At 58.2% G+C, this 18,016-nt stretch carries 12 protein-coding genes and 2 pseudogenes; 7 read left to right on the top strand and 7 right to left on the bottom strand.

Annotated elements, in window-relative coordinates:
• Nucleotides 1–231: 231 nt before the first annotated feature.
• Both FJ423_RS15330 and FJ423_RS15325 read left to right on the top strand, forming a co-directional pair.
• Complete coding sequence (locus tag FJ423_RS15330) at nt 232–1,707, top strand: NAD-dependent succinate-semialdehyde dehydrogenase (RefSeq protein WP_064994201.1); 1,476 nt, start codon at nt 232–234, stop codon at nt 1,705–1,707.
• A gap of 501 nt (nt 1,708–2,208) precedes the next feature.
• Nucleotides 2,209–2,973, top strand: coding sequence for an HAD-IIA family hydrolase (locus FJ423_RS15325; protein ID WP_064994202.1), 765 nt, complete (start codon nt 2,209–2,211; stop codon nt 2,971–2,973).
• A gap of 401 nt (nt 2,974–3,374) precedes the next feature.
• On the opposite strand, the gene FJ423_RS15320 is transcribed toward FJ423_RS15325, so the two are convergent.
• Nucleotides 3,375–3,995, bottom strand: a complete 621-nt coding sequence (locus FJ423_RS15320; RefSeq protein ID WP_084015906.1) for a DUF2285 domain-containing protein — start codon at nt 3,993–3,995, stop codon at nt 3,375–3,377.
• A 1,162-nt stretch (nt 3,996–5,157) separates the two neighbouring features.
• Between FJ423_RS15320 and FJ423_RS15315 the strand changes: the two genes are divergently transcribed.
• The 3 genes and pseudogenes from FJ423_RS15315 (at nt 5,158) to FJ423_RS15305 (ending at nt 10,467) form a co-directional block, all read left to right on the top strand.
• Nucleotides 5,158–5,829, top strand: a complete 672-nt coding sequence (locus FJ423_RS15315; RefSeq protein ID WP_084015908.1) for a GNAT family N-acetyltransferase — start codon at nt 5,158–5,160, stop codon at nt 5,827–5,829.
• A 1,165-nt stretch (nt 5,830–6,994) separates the two neighbouring features.
• On the top strand, nt 6,995–9,124 hold the full coding sequence (locus tag FJ423_RS15310) for a prolyl oligopeptidase family serine peptidase (RefSeq protein ID WP_064994204.1): 2,130 nt from the start codon (nt 6,995–6,997) through the stop codon (nt 9,122–9,124).
• Between the two features lie 916 nt (nt 9,125–10,040).
• Nucleotides 10,041–10,467: pseudogene (locus FJ423_RS15305) on the top strand (OmpW family outer membrane protein).
• A 359-nt stretch (nt 10,468–10,826) separates the two neighbouring features.
• Here the strand turns inward: FJ423_RS15305 and FJ423_RS15300 are convergent.
• Nucleotides 10,827–11,045: a helix-turn-helix transcriptional regulator gene (locus FJ423_RS15300; RefSeq protein WP_013533400.1), complete on the bottom strand. Its 219-nt coding sequence runs from the start codon at nt 11,043–11,045 to the stop codon at nt 10,827–10,829.
• A gap of 109 nt (nt 11,046–11,154) precedes the next feature.
• On the opposite strand from FJ423_RS15300, the gene FJ423_RS15295 reads away from it, so the two are divergent.
• Nucleotides 11,155–11,421 (top strand): DUF2285 domain-containing protein, encoded by a 267-nt coding sequence (locus tag FJ423_RS15295; protein ID WP_064994205.1) that lies wholly within the window; start codon nt 11,155–11,157, stop codon nt 11,419–11,421.
• Between the two features lie 503 nt (nt 11,422–11,924).
• Here FJ423_RS15295 and FJ423_RS15290 read toward each other — a convergent pair.
• Together FJ423_RS15290 and FJ423_RS15285 are read right to left on the bottom strand one after the other, a co-directional pair.
• Nucleotides 11,925–12,662, bottom strand: a complete 738-nt coding sequence (locus tag FJ423_RS15290) for a LuxR family transcriptional regulator (protein WP_064994226.1) — start codon at nt 12,660–12,662, stop codon at nt 11,925–11,927.
• Nucleotides 12,663–13,318: 656 nt separating this feature from the next.
• A complete protein-coding gene (locus tag FJ423_RS15285) occupies nt 13,319–14,725 on the bottom strand; it encodes an aminotransferase (protein ID WP_064994227.1) in 1,407 nt (468 codons plus the stop codon).
• 315 nt (nt 14,726–15,040) lie between these two features.
• Between FJ423_RS15285 and FJ423_RS34150 the strand changes: the two are divergent.
• Nucleotides 15,041–15,271 (top strand): annotated as a pseudogene (locus FJ423_RS34150) (IS3 family transposase); the annotation flags it as partial.
• Nucleotides 15,272–15,757: 486 nt separating this feature from the next.
• Here the strand turns inward: FJ423_RS34150 and FJ423_RS15280 are convergent.
• The 3 genes from FJ423_RS15280 to FJ423_RS15270 are packed head-to-tail and all read right to left on the bottom strand — an operon-like array spanning nt 15,758 to nt 17,876.
• Nucleotides 15,758–17,212, bottom strand: coding sequence for a ThiF family adenylyltransferase (locus FJ423_RS15280; protein WP_064994206.1), 1,455 nt, complete (start codon nt 17,210–17,212; stop codon nt 15,758–15,760).
• Entirely contained in the window at nt 17,209–17,631 is a 423-nt protein-coding gene (locus FJ423_RS15275; protein WP_064994207.1) for an E2/UBC family protein, read from the bottom strand. The genes FJ423_RS15280 and FJ423_RS15275 overlap by 4 nt, the downstream gene beginning before the upstream one ends.
• Complete coding sequence (locus FJ423_RS15270; protein WP_064994208.1) at nt 17,631–17,876, bottom strand: multiubiquitin domain-containing protein; 246 nt, start codon at nt 17,874–17,876, stop codon at nt 17,631–17,633. The genes FJ423_RS15275 and FJ423_RS15270 overlap by 1 nt, the downstream gene beginning before the upstream one ends.
• Nucleotides 17,877–18,016 lie beyond the last annotated feature (140 nt).

Below are 18,016 nucleotides of genomic sequence, written 5' to 3'. Positions count from 1 at the left end.
GCAGAGCGGAAGAGCGCCACGTAATACCTGCGCTTGGGCAAGCCCATATCCACTGTTCGGTTTGTCTCCTAATGAGACCACCAACCAGACTAAAGCCTTGAGCAATTCGACCTTTCAAATTCGGGGATGGTCTACTAGCTGTCTGGCGGAGGCCCTATAAGGAACCCGCAGGTGCGGAATAGACCGACACCCGCCCGACAACTCATCCGCCGCGTTTAAGAGGAACCCGGTATGCCCCTATGCCTACCGATGATCCGCCACCTGAAATCCCCGGACCTGTTTGGCGCCATCGATCGCTTGCCGGCGCTTGGCGCGCCGGCTAGCGAGCGCACATTCGAAGTCATCAATCCATCGAGCGGCGAAGTGCTGGCGGTGCTTCCCGACATGGGTGTGGAAGAAACGCGCGCTGCGATCGAGAAGGCTTACCTGGCGCAGCCAGGATGGGCGGGGCTGGCCGCCCGAGAACGCAGTGACGCTTTGTGGCGTTGGCATCAGCTGATCATTGACCACACCGACGATCTTGCCGCGATACTCACTGCAGAGATGGGCAAGCCCGTTGCCGAAGCCAAGTCGGAGGTTTCGCACGCGGCCGCGTATCTGCAATGGTACGCCGAAGAGGCCAATCGCATCTATGGCGAGACGATCCCCGCGCCGTCGACAGACCGTCGCATGCTGGTGATCAAGCAGCCGATCGGTGTGGTCGGCACGATTACGCCTTGGAATTTCCCGGCGTCGATGGTGGCGCGCAAGATCTCGCCAGCCCTGGCGGCGGGCTGCGCGATCGTGCTTAAGCCTGCTGAACAGACGCCGCTTGTGGCAGGTGCAATGTTCGCCCTCGCGCACCAGGCCGGCTTTCCCGAAGGCGTCGTCAACCTAGTTTATGCATCTGAAGGTGATGACGTCGGACGCGAACTTTGCTCTAATCCCAAGGTTCGAAAGATCAGCTTCACAGGCTCGACCGAGGTTGGCCGGCTGCTCATGCGCCAGTGCTCGGACCAGATCAAGAAGGTCAGTCTCGAGCTCGGCGGCAATGCCCCTTTCATCGTCTTCGACGACGCCGACATCGACGCTGCGGTTGACGGCGCGATCCAGGCGAAGTTCCGCAACGCCGGCCAGACTTGCGTTTCAGCGAACCGGCTTTACGTCCAATCGAGCGTTCACGATGAATTCGTCGAAAAGTTCGTGGAGAAAGCCCGGTCCTTGTCGGTCGGCGACGGCTTCGCTCCGGCAGTGGACGTCGGACCGCTCATCGACTTGCATGCTTTGGCCAAGATCGAGTCCCACATCGCAGATGCCGTTGCCAAGGGTGGGACAATTCGATGCGGGGGCGAACGTATTGGCAAGGATGGGACCTTCTTCAAACCGACAGTCCTCACTGAAATTTCCAGCAGCATGGCGGTTGCGCAAGAGGAGACTTTCGGGCCACTGGCTCCGATCATTCAATTCACCGATGCGGATCAGGTAGTGCGTGAGGCCAACGACACGATCTACGGCCTCGCCGCCTATTTCTATGCCTCCAATCTGAAGCGTGTCTGGCGCGTTGCCGAGGCGTTGGAATACGGCATGGTTGGCATCAACACGGGGCGTATGTCTTCGGAAGCGGCGCCCTTTGGTGGCATCAAGCAGTCCGGCATTGGGCGAGAGGGTTCCCGCCACGGGCTCGAAGACTACCTCGAAATGAAATACCTCTGCATGGGCGGCATCTGATCTCTATGGGATGGGCCGCCTCAGGCGCAGAATGAACCAAAGGGATGATCGAACGCTTTGGCGAACCTTCTTCCGGCTGGTTTCGGGTCGTTCACCGCGCCCCTGGCCTGCGCGCCTTAAGTGAGATCTAGACGCCGTGCTACGTGAACCGCCTCTACAGCGACGAGGCAAGGTGCCACAAGCGGACGGCAGGTTGCGCATCCTGATCCAAGCGCGGCACGTCTCGCCAGGCTTGTGGTTCGCTGGGAACTAGAGACGCATTGTCCATCAGCTGCGTTGACGCAGCGAAGTCGGCAGCCGACGGCGCAGGGCGTCGGCACGGCGAGCGGTGCGCCCGACACGTTTACGCCGCAACCTCCTTATTGCCGCACGGCCAACTGGGCGCCCTTCGCGCATCGCTCTCAATCGGTACAGTCGCCGGCATTCTCGCCTGGAGAAGATCAGTGACACAAGCCGTGCTCAGGCCGTGCATGCACGAAAGACATCGAGGGTTGATATCCAATGATCACAGCGCATCTGCTCGACATGGACGGAGTCCTGGTCCGCGGCGGCCAACCGATTGCTGGCTCGGTCGGCTATGTGGCCGGGCTAATCGCCACGGGTGAGCCGTTTCAGATCTTCACCAACAACTCGCGCTTCACACCCGAAGATCATGCCGAGCGTCTAAGAGCGGTTGGCTTCGCCGTGCAGCCAGAGCACATCTACACATCGGCGCTCGCCACTGCGCGGTTCATGGAACTGCAAAAGCCCGGATCATCTGCCTATGTCATCGGCGACCACGGTCTGGTTGAGGCTCTGCGGCAGGCAGGCTGCCGGATAACGGAGTTTTCGCCCGAGTTCGTGGTCCTCGGGGATACAATTTCGTACCACTATGAGCAGATCGCAACTGGCGCCGAGCTTGTGGCGAAGGGAGCGCGTTTTCTCGCCACCAATCCAGATGCGACTGGCCCGACCGAACGAGGCTCCCATCCGGCGTGCGGGGCAGTCGCAGCACTAATAGAGAAGGCCACCGGCCGTCAGCCCTATTTCGTCGGGAAGCCGAACCCGTTCATGATGCGCAATGCGCTCGACCGGCTGGGAGTGCGAGCTGTCGATACCATCATGGTCGGGGACCGCATGGATACCGACGTGCTCGCAGGGCTGGAATCGGGCCTGAAAACAGCCCTTGTGCTTACTGGAGTGACCAAACTGGCTGACATAGAGCGGTTTCCATTCAGACCGGATTACGTGGTCGATTGCCTTGCGGATCTGGGCCAGATCATCTGAACCAACAAGCCGAAGGCACCCCGACACCAAGCCTGAACGTGCTCCCTCTACGTTCCGGGCCGTCAACCCAGCGCAATCTGGTGGAAAGCTGGCCGCAAAAGAAGTGATAAGCATGACAAGTTAGTCGAACTACACCCACGTAGCCATGCCGGCGGTCTGCCGTTGCTGGGAAGAACTGGCTCGGCCGCTGCGTATAGCGTATACCCGACGCGGCAGCTTTTTTCTCCGTTGCGTACTCGACATTGTCACCTGTGGAACATTCGAACGTGCCTCTCGGCATCGACTGACGGGTTGAACCAGAGCGCACCTGTAAGGTCTTTCCCCGCCAAGTGGGACCGGGCGAACTGACGTTCTGGATCCGAACTGTTCGCCGGCTGATGTACGGGGCGGACCGTCACTTTTCAAAAAAGGAAATCCCTGTACCCTCCATGCATGAGGGCGCGGCCACGAGAGACAGCGCGGCGAATGCGGTCGCGCAGATGATCGCGAGGATCCCTCCAGTCGGCATGGACGCGCTGTTGACCAATCAGCGCTTCGGCGAGCTCGCGATGTGACGCCCCAGCAAGTGAGCCGTCGAGCGCACGAAGAACGAAGGTCAAACGAGGACCCCGCTTTTCTGGCGGGAATAAGCGGGCAGGAAGCTGTTGACCCACATTTAGACGATTGAGGGACTCGATCGCCCTAAGACGGTGCTTCGAAAGGGTCTCGGGCCAGATGGCCTCGGTACGGAGGCAAACGGGGTGCAAGATATCCGCGCCAGAGACGGCGAGTTGGAGCGTGTGCTTGGTATCCCGAAGAAGAACATGCTGGCCCTTGTCGGGGGCTAGCAGAACCGTCGAACGGCACGGCAATGCCGAGAGCTCGAACGGCGCTGTGCCCGACCACGCGGACAGCTGTTCTGCAATGACCGGCAGCACATGAGCGCACCATAGCGGAGACCAGAATACGACCGAATTGCGCCCATGAGACTCGGCGAAACAGAACACCCCAGCGTGACAGTTCGCAGGCCACGGTGACCACATTGAGAAAAGGTCGGTACGACAAAGTATTGGCCTGCCGGCTTGCTGTGGTCACATCAGGCTGGAATGCTGGATTCCGGCGTAAGAACTCCCAGGCCCATTCGCGCGGCGTCAGAGCTGAGGTGTAATCGTATGATCTTTCATCGCGCCAATCAGCCCCATCGGCGCCATTCACGAGAACTGCAGGCATCATTTTGCTCCCCTGCCAGCCCCCAGGCAGGTCGAAACATCATGCCGGTTGGCAAAGCACCGGCGCAGGGGCCACCAGACCTCGACGAATGCGTTTCGTCGAAGCTGTTGCGGTCGGCACCGTTCAGGGCCGAACACGCCGGCAAATAGCGGCGACATGACCGAACCAGCGCAGCCAGCACGGCCCGAGCTGGCCAAGTGAGTTGGCTCGCCGCCAGTGGCCGGTTCCTGCGCCGCATTCCTGACGTTCCTTGAAGACCGCGTGCCGCAGCGGTGGGTTTCTAGTTGATTGTGCGCAGGTCGTCGTAGCGCCAGCGATATAAGCTTGGCCATGGAGGTCTCCTGGGGGAAGTTCCCCGCCATTGGAGACCAAGATTCACGCTAGGGCATCCTGTATAGTTGTACAGGTGAAGGCGACTGCTCAGAGGACCGAAAAACAGACCGGCGAGGCCCGCAATCGCTTCTTGGGTGGTGCTCACGCCGGGGTTTTCAGAGCGCTGTGGAATGCAGCGGCTGAGCTTCGCTTGCCCCTGGATGCCGCTGATTTCCGAGGCAGACTTGTCCCCACTGCCCTTGGTCCGGGTGTACTGTCAAGCGAAGTAAGGATTCGGCTCCTTGGGCGAAACGAAGACTGATCTCATCTGCTTGCGGTTTCGTGGTCTCGAGGCCGTCGCAAGGCCGGAGTGACGCTTTTCGCGACGTCGGGAGCTGTGACCGCGGATGGTGATCACCGAAGCGGGCGAGCAAGGCGTTTGCTGTCACGCAATCGCGAAACACAGCTGCGCGCCCACCGAGCGGTCGGAGGTGGGCCTATGCCAAGGGCGTCGTTCTCCATTTCTGCGCAAGTACGCAACCTCATTGTGTGACTTAAGATAAATCTTCGTGAAAATGGATGCGCCTCTCGGCGGGTTTTATCAGCCTTCTGCATTTCTGAAACAATATTTTTGCAGAGATTTACCAGAATTTTATCCAAGTAATGAGTATTCTTGGAATCAAGCTGCACGTTCCATCTAGGAACCATACTGCACCTTCTTTAGGTGCCCCTAACTTTAAGTTTTTAGAAACAAGGCATCTGCTTATGCACATCTTAGAAACGCCACACCTATTCCTGAGGCCGCCGTCGCATAGCGACGAGCTTCTTTTGCATGGCCTTCGTAGCGATCCGTTCGTGGTTAACGCCAGGGGTGGACTCGCTCCGACGATTGAGCAGTCGAAAGCTGCACTATTTGAGTTCATTAATCATTGGCAGAACAATCGTTTCGGCTTATGGATGCTGTTCGTCAAAGATCCAGACCAAGGCAACAAATTCGCTGGCTACTGTGGGTTGGCTCGCAGCGGCCTGTACCTTCCAGAAGATCCGAATAATGTTGAAATAGTAACTTGTCTCAACCTTGCGGCTTCGGGAAAGGGGATAGCAGTCGAGGCCGGCAGGGCGGTTGTCCAATTTGCTTTTGAATATTTAAAACTGGAGAAAGTGACTTCATTCGTTCGACCAACGAACATACGTTCGCTTCGTAAGAACATTAAGATAGGATTTTTCTATGTTCGCGACCGTATACATGACAACAATACAATGAGATATTTAGAGGTTTACCCAGAAACAGCCGTAAAAGCTGATCAATTACTTTTTTTCGATGACGCAAAATAGACTTTATGCCGAACAGTAGCGCTGCGACCGAGTCGGCATTTCGGTGTTCGCTTAACCTCGAAGGACTTGGGAACGTGCTTCATACCGACGTGTCCGCGGGCAAGCCGTTGCGAAGAACGGGTTGAATGGGATTGAGTGCTCCCGTGCAGCCTGGGCCGGCCTCTGGACCTTTTCAGCCAATGCCGGCGCTGAGCGCACCAGACCTCGATAGAGGCATTTCGTCGAACCGTGTGCCATCGGCACTGTCGAGAGTAGAAGGCGCGCGCACCACGCATCCAGGCCGTCGCATCCGCATAGCGGCAGCCACCCCGGCCTGTGCAGGCCAACGCAATTGATTTCAAGTCCGTGATCGGCTCGTGAGACCCGTGCCAGATTTTCCTTGAGGGGCAGTGGGCGCCGCGGTGGATTGCACGCTGGTTATGGGCAAGTTGTCATAGCGCTAGCGCTATAAGGTCAGTGATCGGGAGGTCTCCTGGGGGAATTTTCTCTCATGGACTCTACCGCCCCTCCTGAACCCGCGTATCGCATATCGGACGGCGGCCCGACATCACCCCAACCTGCCTTGGCGACCAGTCCACTGCATTCGCCCGAACAGCTTGCTGGCTTGATCGACAGACTTCAAGAATCCAATCAAGGGGACGGTGCAGGCCGAGATTGCGGTAGAGCTTGGGCAACCCTCAGATCGCCCAAGCGGCGTCCAATTCCTTGCCTGGCTCCGGTTTTTGCCGCCGGCGGGGTCTAAACCCACAGGTGGCAGCCGGTCTTCGTCGCTCACTCGTCCATCGCATCATGGTGGCCGCCATTGACTCGCATACGCGAAGCCTTCCGGAGCGAAGATGTCGGCGGCCAACCAAATTCCTTGTGAGCTGCACGGTGTCAGCTATCGGGCCTGAGTTGATCCGGTGATTACGCGGTGCACTCGTTGTCGCATTCGCGACGATGTCTGACATCTGACACGGCGCTGTCAGAGCGATCGCATTGTTCCGTAAGGGCTTCCGAGTTGGCACGAGAGCTGCGGTCCTATGTGCAGGAGCACTGCGACGCCACCGGTTGGGAAGAACTCATCCATGATCACGCTTTTCGAACATGCGGACACCGCCGCAAACATTGGGCCGTCTCGAGCGGACGAGAGCCCTTCCGCTTTCATTTCTCAGGTCTTTCGGTCATGAGCGAATTCGATTTTCGCCCAACGCTGAATGCGCCCGACGATGACCCCCATCTTTGGCTCGAAGATGTAGAAGGCGAACGGGCACTTGCGTGGACCGCCAGCCAGTCGGCAAAGACCCTGAAGCACTTCGCGGGAACGCAGTTCGAGCGCGACCGGGCGGCGCTTAGAGTGATGTTCGACCGTTTCGACAGGATTCCGCTCGTCACGCGCCGCGGTCAGTACCTCTATAATTTCTGGCAAGATGCCGGAAACCCGCGCGGGTTGTGGCGCCGGACCACCCTTGCCGCTTACATGAATGCGGATCCCCAGTGGGAGCTACTGGTCGATCTGGACGCCCTGGCCGCTAGCGACGGAGAAGACTGGGTCTGGGGCGGCGCGTCGATCGAGCCTGAGACGCGCGAAAGAGCCGTCTTGCGCCTGTCGCGCGGGGGCAGCGACGCGGTCGTGCATCGCGAATTCGACCTTAGCTCTTTGAGCATTGTCGCCGACGGGTTCAATCTCCCAGAGGCCAAGGGCGGGATAAATTGGCTCGACCCTGACACGCTTCTGCTTTTCAGTGCGCTTGGTCATGACATGGCCACCCGTTCCGGCTTCGCGCGGGCCGTGCGGTTGTGGAAGCGTGGCGCCGATCCCCTCACCGCGCCGGTAATCTTCAAGACGGGTTCCGAATCCCTAAGCGTGTCTGGTCATCTGGACCGCACGGTCGAGAACGAGCGCCTTTGGTTCATCGAGAATACTGGCTTCTTCAAGCAGATAGTCCAAATCGGCGACAGGAGCGGGCCGAAGCTTGAGATCAACCTTCCTCGGGATGCCTGGTGGGCCAGCTTCGGTGATTGGCTGGCGGTAAAGCCGCGCAAGCCCTGGACAGTGAGAGGGACCACCCATCCCGCGGACGCGCTGATCGGCATCTCGCTTTCTTCTTTCATCGGTGGCGAACGCCGTTTCAGCACCCTGTTTGAACCGGGCGAGAGGCGCTGTCTGCAGTCATTCTTCTGGAATGACGGGAAGCTCATTGTCGCCTACCTCGAGAACCTCGCTCCGCGTTTCGAGGTGTTCACCCCGGGTCGCCAGGAATGGACGCGCCGAGCCCTGGACACGGTGCCCGCGCAAGGGACCGTCCACCTCTGGTCCCTCGATGCGGCAGATCACGAGACCAATGGAGAGGTCCTCGTTTCGGCTCAGGACCCGATCACACCGTCGCAACTGCTCCTACTCGATCTCAATGATGCGCCGCCTCTTGGCGCTCCAGTGGTCCTGAAGCGCAGCCCGGAGAATTTCGACGCATCCGGACTGGTGGTCACGCGCCACGAGGCAGTCTCGATCGATGATGAATTGATTCCCTATATGCAGGTCGGTCCGGCGAACGGGAACGGAGATGCCCCGGTTCACCTTTCCGCGTATGGCGGGTTCGGCATATCGCTCCTGCCCCACTACAACTCCTCGCTCGGCAAGCTGTGGCTCGAACGCGGCGGCACGTGTGTGGTGGCAAATATCCGCGGGGGCGGCGAGTTCGGCACCCGCTGGCACGATGCCGGACGGAGGGAGGGCAAGCGTCTCGCCCATGACGATTTCGCTGCCGTAGCAGCCGACCTCGTACGAAGGGGCATCACACTACCGAGGCGGATTGCCGCTGAGGGCGGCTCGAATGGCGGCCTGCTGATCGCCAACATGCTTACTCGCTATCCCGAGCATTTCGGCGCGCTGTTCTGCACGGTTCCGCTTATCGACATGCGCCGCTACACCAAGCTCCTGGCCGGCGCGAGCTGGATCGACGAATATGGCGATCCGGACAAGGCTGAGGATTGGGCTTTCCTGAAGGAAATCTCCGCCTATCACGCCGCCACGCCGGGACAGCCCTATCCGCCGATCCTGCTCGCCACCACGAAGCGTGACGACCGCGTTCACCCGGGCCACGCGCGCAAGATGGCCGCAAAGCTGCAGGCCCTCGGCTATCCGGCTTATTTCTACGAGCCCGTCGCAGGCGGGCACGGGCACGGTAAAGACAATCGGGAGCGCGCTGGATTCATTAGTCTTGGCATCAATTTCCTTCGCAGCGCGATCGGCTGGCACGCCGATAGCTTTCACAAAGGATCGGGAGCTCGGGGAGAGCGAACTTCGGATGACTGAGTACAGGTCGAGGGGTGCGGCAAAGGTGCAAAATAATGCGAGCACGGTTTGCGCAAATGCGCCCCCGTACGCTGTCGACCTCAATCAATACTGCAGGACTATCGCAGTCTACCATTTTCTGAAGAGCAAGGAGCAATATCATGGGATCAAATAAATGAAACTGGCGCAGGGAGTAGTAACGGCCGTTGTCCTGATGCTGCTGGCACAGCAGGTTGTCGCGACGAGTCATCCACAAGTACCTGCGCCTCCCCGCCTCCCCCGTCCCGTTGCGCTTACCCGTGCCCGTCTACGACACCAATCTAGGAGTCAAGCTCTTGGCATATCCGCCTGCGCTCCTCGGGGGACCACATTCGGCTAGGTTAATACGGTGCCTATCCGGTTGCTTCTGCGGGACCAGCCCGGGCGGGCACAGCTACGGCAGGAATCCGACCCGGGCGCGTTCATTGGCTTAGGCGACATTTTGCTTGGCGGCGCGATCGGCTGGCACGCCGGTAACGTGTATGGACGACCGGGAGCACGACGAAAGCAAGCACGAACGAAGGAGCACAGGTCGAGGACTGCGACAAAAGCAATAACGCGATCACAGTTGGTCAGAATGCGCGCACAGCTCCATCTATCTTAATCAAATAGACTAGTTGCATGATAATTCGTTAGTTCTGAAGAGCAAGAGATATCAGTCAACAAAGCGAATGAACCTGCGCGGGCAGCAACAGCGGCTGTCGTCCTGATGCTGATCGGACAGCAGGCGGTCGCGTCAGACCTTCCAGAACCGTGCGGCCCCGACGAGGGTCCTTCGGTCGCGGAATGGCCAAGCCCTGGCAGATCCGCCTGCGCGCTTTGGGGGTCATCACTGGGGATTCGGGCTACGTCAATGGGGTGTCTGGCTCCGGTCTTTCCTATTCGAACACGGTGACGCCTGAACTCGATATTCTCGGACAACGTCGCCGCCGAACCCATACTCGGCGCCACCTTTGCCAACATCAATGGCCAAGGCTCGATGGGGCTAGGCAAGGTTGGTAAGGTTTGGCTGCTGCCGCCCACGCTCACATTCCAGTATCATTTTACCGATTTCGGCGCCTTCAAGCCCTATGTCGGCGCCGGCGTGAACTATACGATCCTTTATCAAGGCCGGCAGCGCCGATGATCTCAAGGTCAAGAACACCTTCGGCACCGCGCTGCAGGTCGGGTTCGACTACAAGCTCGACCAGCACTGGGGCGTCAACTTCGACGTGAAGAAGCTTTTCCTGAAGCCGGACTTCGAAGTCACCGTGGCCGGTAACAGCCAGACGGGCAAGGCGGAGCTCGATCCCTGGCTGATCGGCGCAGGTGTCACGTACCGATGATACCGCGGCCTCGTGAGCGCTTTGAGCCAACGGGCCCCCTCAGGCGCCCGTTAGCGTTCCCCCTTCCTCGGGTTAGTTTCAGTTTCCCGTGACGACTTCTGCAGAACGCCCAGCACAAGGACGCCTGTCGAGGTACGCGATCAGCATGCGTCGCGCCCACCTTTGATCAGAACGTCGTAACCTCGACTGTAACGTCGTAGCGCTGGTTCTCTCAGTCACCTTGCCCGCGAGCCCCGCCGAACACTCATCGGCAAAGGGCTGGCGGCGATAGCTGGTCGCCCCGGGGGAGATCGGACCTCCAGTGAGAGCCAGTGAGCGCCGTCAGGCGCTGGCTCCTAGTAATTACATGAACCGCCACTTCAGGCCTGTTTGTCGGGCCGTACCAGATCCATGTGGCTGACGCCGAGCGCCAACGCCAGTTCATAGATCGTGATGATCGTCGGATTTCTTCGGCCCTTCTCCAAACCGCTGATGTACTGCTGGCTGAAGCCGGAAATGTCGGCAAGCTGCTCCTGGGTCAGACGCTTCCTTTGCCTGATCCGCTGCACATTCCGTCCGATCAACTTGCGCATATCCATGCACGCAAGCCACCGGATCAGGCGACTTGAGTTTATCAACTATAATATGTAATTCACATTTTGCCGGGAGAGAAGTCGCCGAGGCGATCATCTGGAGCTAGGATCAGCAATGTTACAGCCTAAATCGGACATGGCGATTACCGACGAAGTGCCCTGGTCAGACGGCATCACAGCCTACGACAAGGAGCACTTTACAACCTACATGAGGCTCCTCGATGCATCCGGCGACGATGCTAGCGAAGAGGAAATGGCACATCTGATCCTCGGCATTGATCCGAGACGAGAACCGGAGCGTGCGAGGAAGGCTGTTCGCAGTCATCTCGACCGTGCAAACTGGGTGATGACAAGCGGGTACAAGGAATTGTTCGACAGCTGAGAAATTGCGCAGTGCTCGCCCAGTGGCCGCCACTGCTTCGGCTACAGCCCCCTCCTCGGCGCCTGATGAGGCATCCAGGAACGGCCAACGGCAGCCTCAATTCGGTTCATGGGCATCGGTTTTGGCCGGTTGGGGGTCTGATGCGACAAAAGGAATCGCGTTCCGTTTGGATGGGCAGTAGCCACAGCAGCACGTCATCGAGTGCCGCTCCTCCCACGAGTAACAACTGTGTAGGTTTTCGGCGAAGCTGGATGTTCAAATACCGGGCGCCCGCCACGGTTGACGCTTGACGTCAGCAGTATGGGGCGAGCTATTCTCATAGCCATGCAACGCGGACTAGCGTCGGAACGAGACGCCGACTGAGCCCTTTGAGTGCAAAGTGTGACGGGAATATACGACTGCATCGCGCCTGACTGCGCCGGGCGGCAAAGGGACTCAGCATCCCTTCGCCGCTGTTAAAATGCTGCGACCGATGACCCGAGCACAGCGGACCAAAGAGCTACTCAGAGGATCGAGCTCCCTTGGGACCCCAAAAGGGCTATGGCTTGATTTTGCGTGCGCACGCCCAGCTTCTTCTTGGCATTCTCCAAATGGAATGCGATGGTGCGCGGCTTAATGCCCAAGATGCGGCCGGTTACCCAGGCCGAATTGCCGCGCGCTGCCGACCGCAGGCACATATATTCGCGCGATGTCAGCAAGATCCCATCCACGGTTCGATCGCCCGGCAGTTTGCGGCGAACGCAGCGATGAAAGCAGGTGGCCATCAGCTGAAGAGCTTGTTCGTACCGCTCGATGACCCGAAGAAATACTGGACGAGGCTCATCGGCGGCGAACGTAACCGCGGCAGTGCGGCCTCGTAGATCGACGATTGGGATCGTCAATCCGCAGCGGATGCTGAATCGGGCCGCCTCATCAAATAGCTGCTGTTGAGCCGGCGACATCTTACCGCCCCACAAATCCGATCCCCATTGAAACGGGCGGCCGCCATTTCGAGCACGCAAGATGACAGGATCGAGCTTCTCATACTGATTTTCCAGATACTGCATGGCCCAGCGAGGTGGGTAATTCGAAATTAGCCTTGGCTTGCCGGAAGGCAGTGATGGCAAAGACAGGTACGCAAAAGAGAGTAGGTCAAATCTTGCCGCCGCCTCAGCCAAGGCTTCCCGGAAATCTGCTTCATCGACACTCTGTGACAGTCTTTCAAGGAATGTCTCGAAAACAAGTGGCATGTCCCTCGTCATAGTCGCGCTCGCTTCTTCCTCTTTCTGCACGCCTCCCGGCCGCCGCGTGCATGGCCGGACAACTGTCATTGACTTCGCAGGCGTCTCGGAGCTGATCAGCAGATATGGCCACACTGGGTTTGAGGTGTGAGAATTCACCGCCGCGATTGTTCTGCTGCAATCGATGATTGAGGACGATATCTTCGGCGTGGCCGCTCCGTTGAATGGTGGGGATGGCGCGCTGCAATGGTGTAAAGTCGCGTCTAAGTTTCGATCTGCATCCTAATACGCAAATCATCTTTGAACGCCTGATTTCCGGCCGCCCTTAATGATGGTGATGGGGTGAATCAAAAAGGGCGCCCTGCCGGCGGGGAGGTACACCGGCAGGGCGCGCCGCACAAAGGCCCTGGTTGTTGGGGGACAGGACAGTGGCGGCAGAACTGGTCGGTTACAACTTGCGAGTAAAGTGGTCCGGAGCATGCTCAGGATCAGATGTCTTGAATTCAACTATTTGGTTTGCTCGGCGCAACAGAATGCAGTCAAGCCAGCATCACCCAAGGACGGCCCCTGACGCAGCCGGATCTTTACGACTGGTCCGTGCAGAGTTTTCATGGGATGATATGACAGCATTCTGGCACATGGTCACGCCAGTGCTCAATCCCGTCGCCTTTGGAAGATCATACGGCACCCTCAGCCTTCAGCGCGCGATATGTGGCATCGACTGATTTCGCGGTCGCACCGACGATGATGTCGATCTCTTTTCGGGTAATGATCAGAGGTGGCGCATAGCCGAGGATGTCGCCATGCGGCATGGCCCGTCCGATCACACCATTTTCAAACAGAGCAGCTGCAGTGCGCACCCCGACCTGAAGGTCAGGATCGAATGGTATCCTTTGTTTCGGGTCCCGCATCATCTCTACCGCGGATAGGATACCCACTCCGCGAACTTCGCCGACGATGGGATGTCCCGCCAGTTCGGCTTTCATGCGGGCCTGCCAGTACGGTCCGACATCCTTCACATGTTCCAGGATGTTTCTTTCTTTTAGCAGTCGAATATTGGCAAGCGCGGCCGCAGCACAAAGCGTGTGACCGGAATATGTCCATCCATGGCCAAGTGCGCCGTGCTTCTCAGTTCCTTGTTCCAAAACCGACCAGACTCGGTCGCCAATGATCGACCCGGAGATGGGGAGGTAGGCGGAACTCAGCCCCTTGGCGATGGTCACGAAATCCGGACGCATGTTATACAGGTGAGAACCGAACTTCTCGCCGGTCCGCCCGAAGCCGCAGACCACTTCATCAGCGATCAGAAGGATATCGTACTTATCGAGCACCGCTTGAATGGCCGTCCAGTACCCTGTGGGGGGCGGCACAATACCTCCTGTCCCAAGTACCGGCTCTCCGATAAAGGCTGCAACCGTTTCTGGTCCTTCAGCCAGGATCAAGGCTTCAAGCTCATCGGCACAGCGCCGGGAGAAAGCTTCCTCGCTCTCCTCGATGCGCGCCTGGCGGTAGTAGTGTGGCGTGGTGGTATGGCGCACCAAATCCAGAGGCAGGTCGAAGAAATTGTGAAAAAACGGAAGGCCGGTCAGGCTACCGGTGACCAGCCCAGATCCGTGATAGCCGCGATTTCGCGAGATGATCTTTTTCTTTTCGGGCCGGGCGAGGATATTATTATAGTACCAGACCAGCTTGATGTTGGTTTCGTTAGCGTCGGAACCAGAGAGGCCAAAATAGACCCTTCGCATGTTCTGACCGAAATACTCGACCACGGCCTCTGCCAAAAGGGCGACCGGCTCCGTACCTTGGCTGGCATAGACGTGTGCGAACGGCAATTCGTGCGCTTGCCTGGCAATAGCCTCGGCGATCTCCGTGCATCCATAACCCATATTCACGCAGTAGAGGCCTCCGAAACCGTCGAGGCTCCTTCGGCCTTCGGTGTCCCAGATATAAACGCCTTCCGCACCGGCCATGATCCTATTTGGCGTTTCGCCTCGGCTGTGCTTGGCCAGATGCGTAGAAGGATGAAAGACGAAGCTTCTATCCTTCTCCCGGAGTTGCTCGGTTCCCAGATTGCTCAAGCGCATGTCCCTCTCCTCGCGATACAATGGCGGGGGCATTTGGCCGGCCAGCTCATTGGCAAGCAGTATACCGGAAACACCGCTGGAATTTCGCGGGAATGGATGTTTTTTGCAGACGAATTCGCGGAATCGGGATCAGATGCCGTGGAAATCAACTGAGCTGGTGTACCTTTGCCTGGACTGGGCCCGTTTGGACCGGACAGTCGGCTAATGTGGGAGGCTTAGATATACTCAAGCACAGGCGGCTGACGAATATCGACGGATTGAATTGCAGCGGCTGCGGTGGGATCTGACGAATCTTTGGAGTTCAGAAGTGCGGGGCTTGAAGAGCACGTTCGCGACCTCGAGCGGCTTCCCGGCCGCAAGACCATGCAAGTGGAGATCCTCAAGGACGCGCTGGCCGGGTCGGACTCAAAATAAACCGACTTGCGGCGCTTGTTGCAGCCGAGGGACAGTTCCCGATGAAGGCCGTTGCCGAGACCCGCGGTGGCGCGGCCCATCTCCATGACAAGGGTGCGTCGCCCGGTGAAGCCGCGCGGGCCTTACCGCAAACGCGTCCGCGGCTCCAGGACCCACTCTAGAGATTTCTTGCGTATATGTCTGGTCGGGCTCGCCAAGGCTCGACACCGGTGTCTTCACACCAATAGACTTTCCCGTCGCTGAGCCAGAAATGGCTTAGGCATCCTTTGGTTCTCCAAACGGAGGGATGCAACGTTGGCCGGCCCTCCACGCTCACCTCAATGCGCCACCTGGGGTTATGTGGCGCGTGGGTTGGCAATGAAACCACATCGCCACACCCACAGGGACACCTAAAGAGTGCCCAGTATGGTCGGCCTTTATGCACGACGCTTATGAACTGTCCCGGCCGAACCGCGTCATTCGGCGGCGTTTTTTCAACCACATCATTGCGAGCGAAAGATACGTCCGCGAGCGATGCCTCAGAAGGAACTCGGTCCGCCGGTGTTTTTGGACCACGTGGACCGAGAATGATTTCCTCTGCCCACCGTAGGAAACTTAACAACCAAGACCACATGCGAATCAACACAGCTTGCCGAGTGACGGCATACCGAGCCGGTAGCCATTCTCGCGTGCGAGCAATAAACCGTCTGGACCGCAGCAAAAACAACCAGCGTTGTCTTTTGGCATATTGCTGTAAATTACCATGTGCACGAAATCGTACCATATATTGTCGCGGCGAATGTCGCTCGCAAGCCGCCGATAGGGGCGCACCAGATCAAACAAGGTCGCTACGGCCATGTCGGCGGTCGCACTGGTGAAGGGACCTACTCCGGGCGCCCGCTCCCCGCCCCCGATCAGATAATACTCTTCCCGGAGCGTCTCTGGATCCAGCTCCGCCAGCTCCGGACGCGCCTTCAGTGCACTCTCGTAATCGAGCTTTTCCTCGGTGACGACGCCTTGGCATCTTAAGCACCCACCAGATTCGGGAAGAACTGTGCTAACCCGCCCTCTATGATCACGTAGGTACGGCTGACGGTCCTGGTCAAGACCAATATTGCCTGTGAGCCCGCAGTCGATGAGTCCTTGGCAGTAATAGTAAACCGCCTGATTGAGAATTTCTCTCCCAGCGACATCATCAGTACAACCGAACACCAAGTCGGCGCTGGAAATGGCATCGACCGCTTCTGGAGACTCGTTCACATACCCCTCAATGGCAACGACAGTCACTCTCAGGCCCAGATCCCGAACATATCGGGCTAACGTAGCAGCTTTGCTCTCGCCTACATCGCAGCGGCGATATCCGCGAACGCGGTTGAGATTGCTAGCTTCGAGCAAATCGCCGTCTACAATGATGAGTTCGCCTACACCCGCGCGAGCGATAAGTGTGGCGACTGAAGACCCTGTTCCCCCTCCTCCGACGATTGCTACGCGCAACGATCTGAGCTTCTCGTTGAATGGTTCGCCAAATGCAGCTTCTTGTCGCTTTAGCACTTCCGATGGTGCAGCATCGACCTTCTTGCCGATGTGAACTGACAGCTGCGTCCCGAGCACACACACATGCCGGACGTCAGCCACTCCGTGAGGGGCCGCACCCGTCCGAACTCTGGCACGCCAATGTCCGTCGGCCAAAATCATCGCGACAAGTGATACCTCAGGGCCATTGCAGCCAGCGTATCCCCTCAGAATGCTTTGTTCGTTCTGATCATCCTTCGTCGAGAAATCCAGAGCGCCCCTTGGGTGACTGTGGACAAACCCCAGCTCAAGCCGCTCCTGCTCGCAGCGAAAGTAGATATCTTGGAACTTGCGGAGATTGATGCGCAAGTGCACCGGGGAGCTGTCCAGCACCCAGTCGCCATCCATCTCAATCGCGTCAACGGCCACAAAACGCGTTGACGGCGGCAGACCCAGTACGGTTCTCTCAATTTTGCGGAAGAGGACGAGCGCGCCCCGCTCGTCACGGTCGGGGTGCCCGGTCAACCAGCTCTTGAGCCTATCGTCGAGGGAACCGATAATCGAAATCCGATATCCGTTCATGAACGCCTCGCGTCCGGGTACTTAAACGCCCATGAGATCCGGTCCATAATTGTCTGGACGTCGTCGACCTTTGGCTTCCAGGCATTTTTATGCCAGTGTCTGGACCACCGGCAAAACACTGTCGCCTTGTGCGTACGCGAATCCTCATTGGAACCAGGTCCGCCAGTATTTGGTATTGGCTTGCCGTCAGCCCGGTGAAGTCGTGGGTGAACCCAGAACATGTCCCCACCCGAGCTATTGTAATTCTGCGGAATCTCATACAACACATCGACAGCGTTTGCAGATTTTGCATCTGCCAGGTAAACCCCTTTCGGCAGCGGAAATCTTTTGAATATTAGGAAACGGGCGCCCTCCTCTTCTTCAAAATTGACGCCGGCTTTGTGGAGTGTCTCGTAATCAGAATCGAACAACAGGGGCATTATTCAATTCCGGCTTCGGAACTTGCATCCTGCGCGTAGAACTTTTCGATCCCCGGTGGCAGCAAGTCGATCGGGTCCTCGTGCCCAACTAACTGGCCAGGCTGGCCTGGCCTTTTCACATAAAGGTCCATGCTATCCGGTATGCCAGGGCCTACGCCTCGCACCTCGGCGCCGGTTATGAACCGGTTGTCCCAATCGTAATTTTCGTTTTCGATTTTGAACTTGAACTTCTCTTTGGCAGCCATGGATCCGTCTCTCGCAGTTGCTTGGTTTCAAGATATCTCAGGCGCGCACATCCCTCTTCTCCCGTTGATTACGGGCAGGCTCGACCAGTTGCCTCTTATACGGGAAGCGCTCCTTCGGGTTTCACGGGAATGCGCGTGTT

The organism is Mesorhizobium sp. B2-8-9 (genome assembly GCF_006439475.1).
Classification (GTDB): Bacteria; Pseudomonadota; Alphaproteobacteria; order Rhizobiales; family Rhizobiaceae; genus Mesorhizobium.
Note: the sequence above shows the minus strand (reverse complement) of the source record. Positions and strands in the feature narration are given on the sequence as shown.

What these genes read in the sequence shown, in the direction of transcription:
- FJ423_RS15330 (WP_064994201.1), top strand. Translation starts at nt 232, where the DNA reads ATGCCCCTATGCCTACCGATGATCCGCCACCTGAAATCCCCGGACCTG.
- FJ423_RS15325 (WP_064994202.1), top strand. Translation starts at nt 2,209, where the DNA reads ATGATCACAGCGCATCTGCTCGACATGGACGGAGTCCTGGTCCGCGGC.
- FJ423_RS15320 (WP_084015906.1), bottom strand. Translation starts at nt 3,995, where the DNA reads ATGTGGTCACCGTGGCCTGCGAACTGTCACGCTGGGGTGTTCTGTTTC.
- FJ423_RS15315 (WP_084015908.1), top strand. Translation starts at nt 5,158, where the DNA reads ATGAGTATTCTTGGAATCAAGCTGCACGTTCCATCTAGGAACCATACT.
- FJ423_RS15310 (WP_064994204.1), top strand. Translation starts at nt 6,995, where the DNA reads ATGAGCGAATTCGATTTTCGCCCAACGCTGAATGCGCCCGACGATGAC.
- FJ423_RS15300 (WP_013533400.1), bottom strand. Translation starts at nt 11,045, where the DNA reads ATGGATATGCGCAAGTTGATCGGACGGAATGTGCAGCGGATCAGGCAA.
- FJ423_RS15295 (WP_064994205.1), top strand. Translation starts at nt 11,155, where the DNA reads ATGTTACAGCCTAAATCGGACATGGCGATTACCGACGAAGTGCCCTGG.
- FJ423_RS15290 (WP_064994226.1), bottom strand. Translation starts at nt 12,662, where the DNA reads ATGACGAGGGACATGCCACTTGTTTTCGAGACATTCCTTGAAAGACTG.
- FJ423_RS15285 (WP_064994227.1), bottom strand. Translation starts at nt 14,725, where the DNA reads ATGCGCTTGAGCAATCTGGGAACCGAGCAACTCCGGGAGAAGGATAGA.
- FJ423_RS15280 (WP_064994206.1), bottom strand. Translation starts at nt 17,212, where the DNA reads ATGAACGGATATCGGATTTCGATTATCGGTTCCCTCGACGATAGGCTC.
- FJ423_RS15275 (WP_064994207.1), bottom strand. Translation starts at nt 17,631, where the DNA reads ATGCCCCTGTTGTTCGATTCTGATTACGAGACACTCCACAAAGCCGGC.
- FJ423_RS15270 (WP_064994208.1), bottom strand. Translation starts at nt 17,876, where the DNA reads ATGGCTGCCAAAGAGAAGTTCAAGTTCAAAATCGAAAACGAAAATTAC.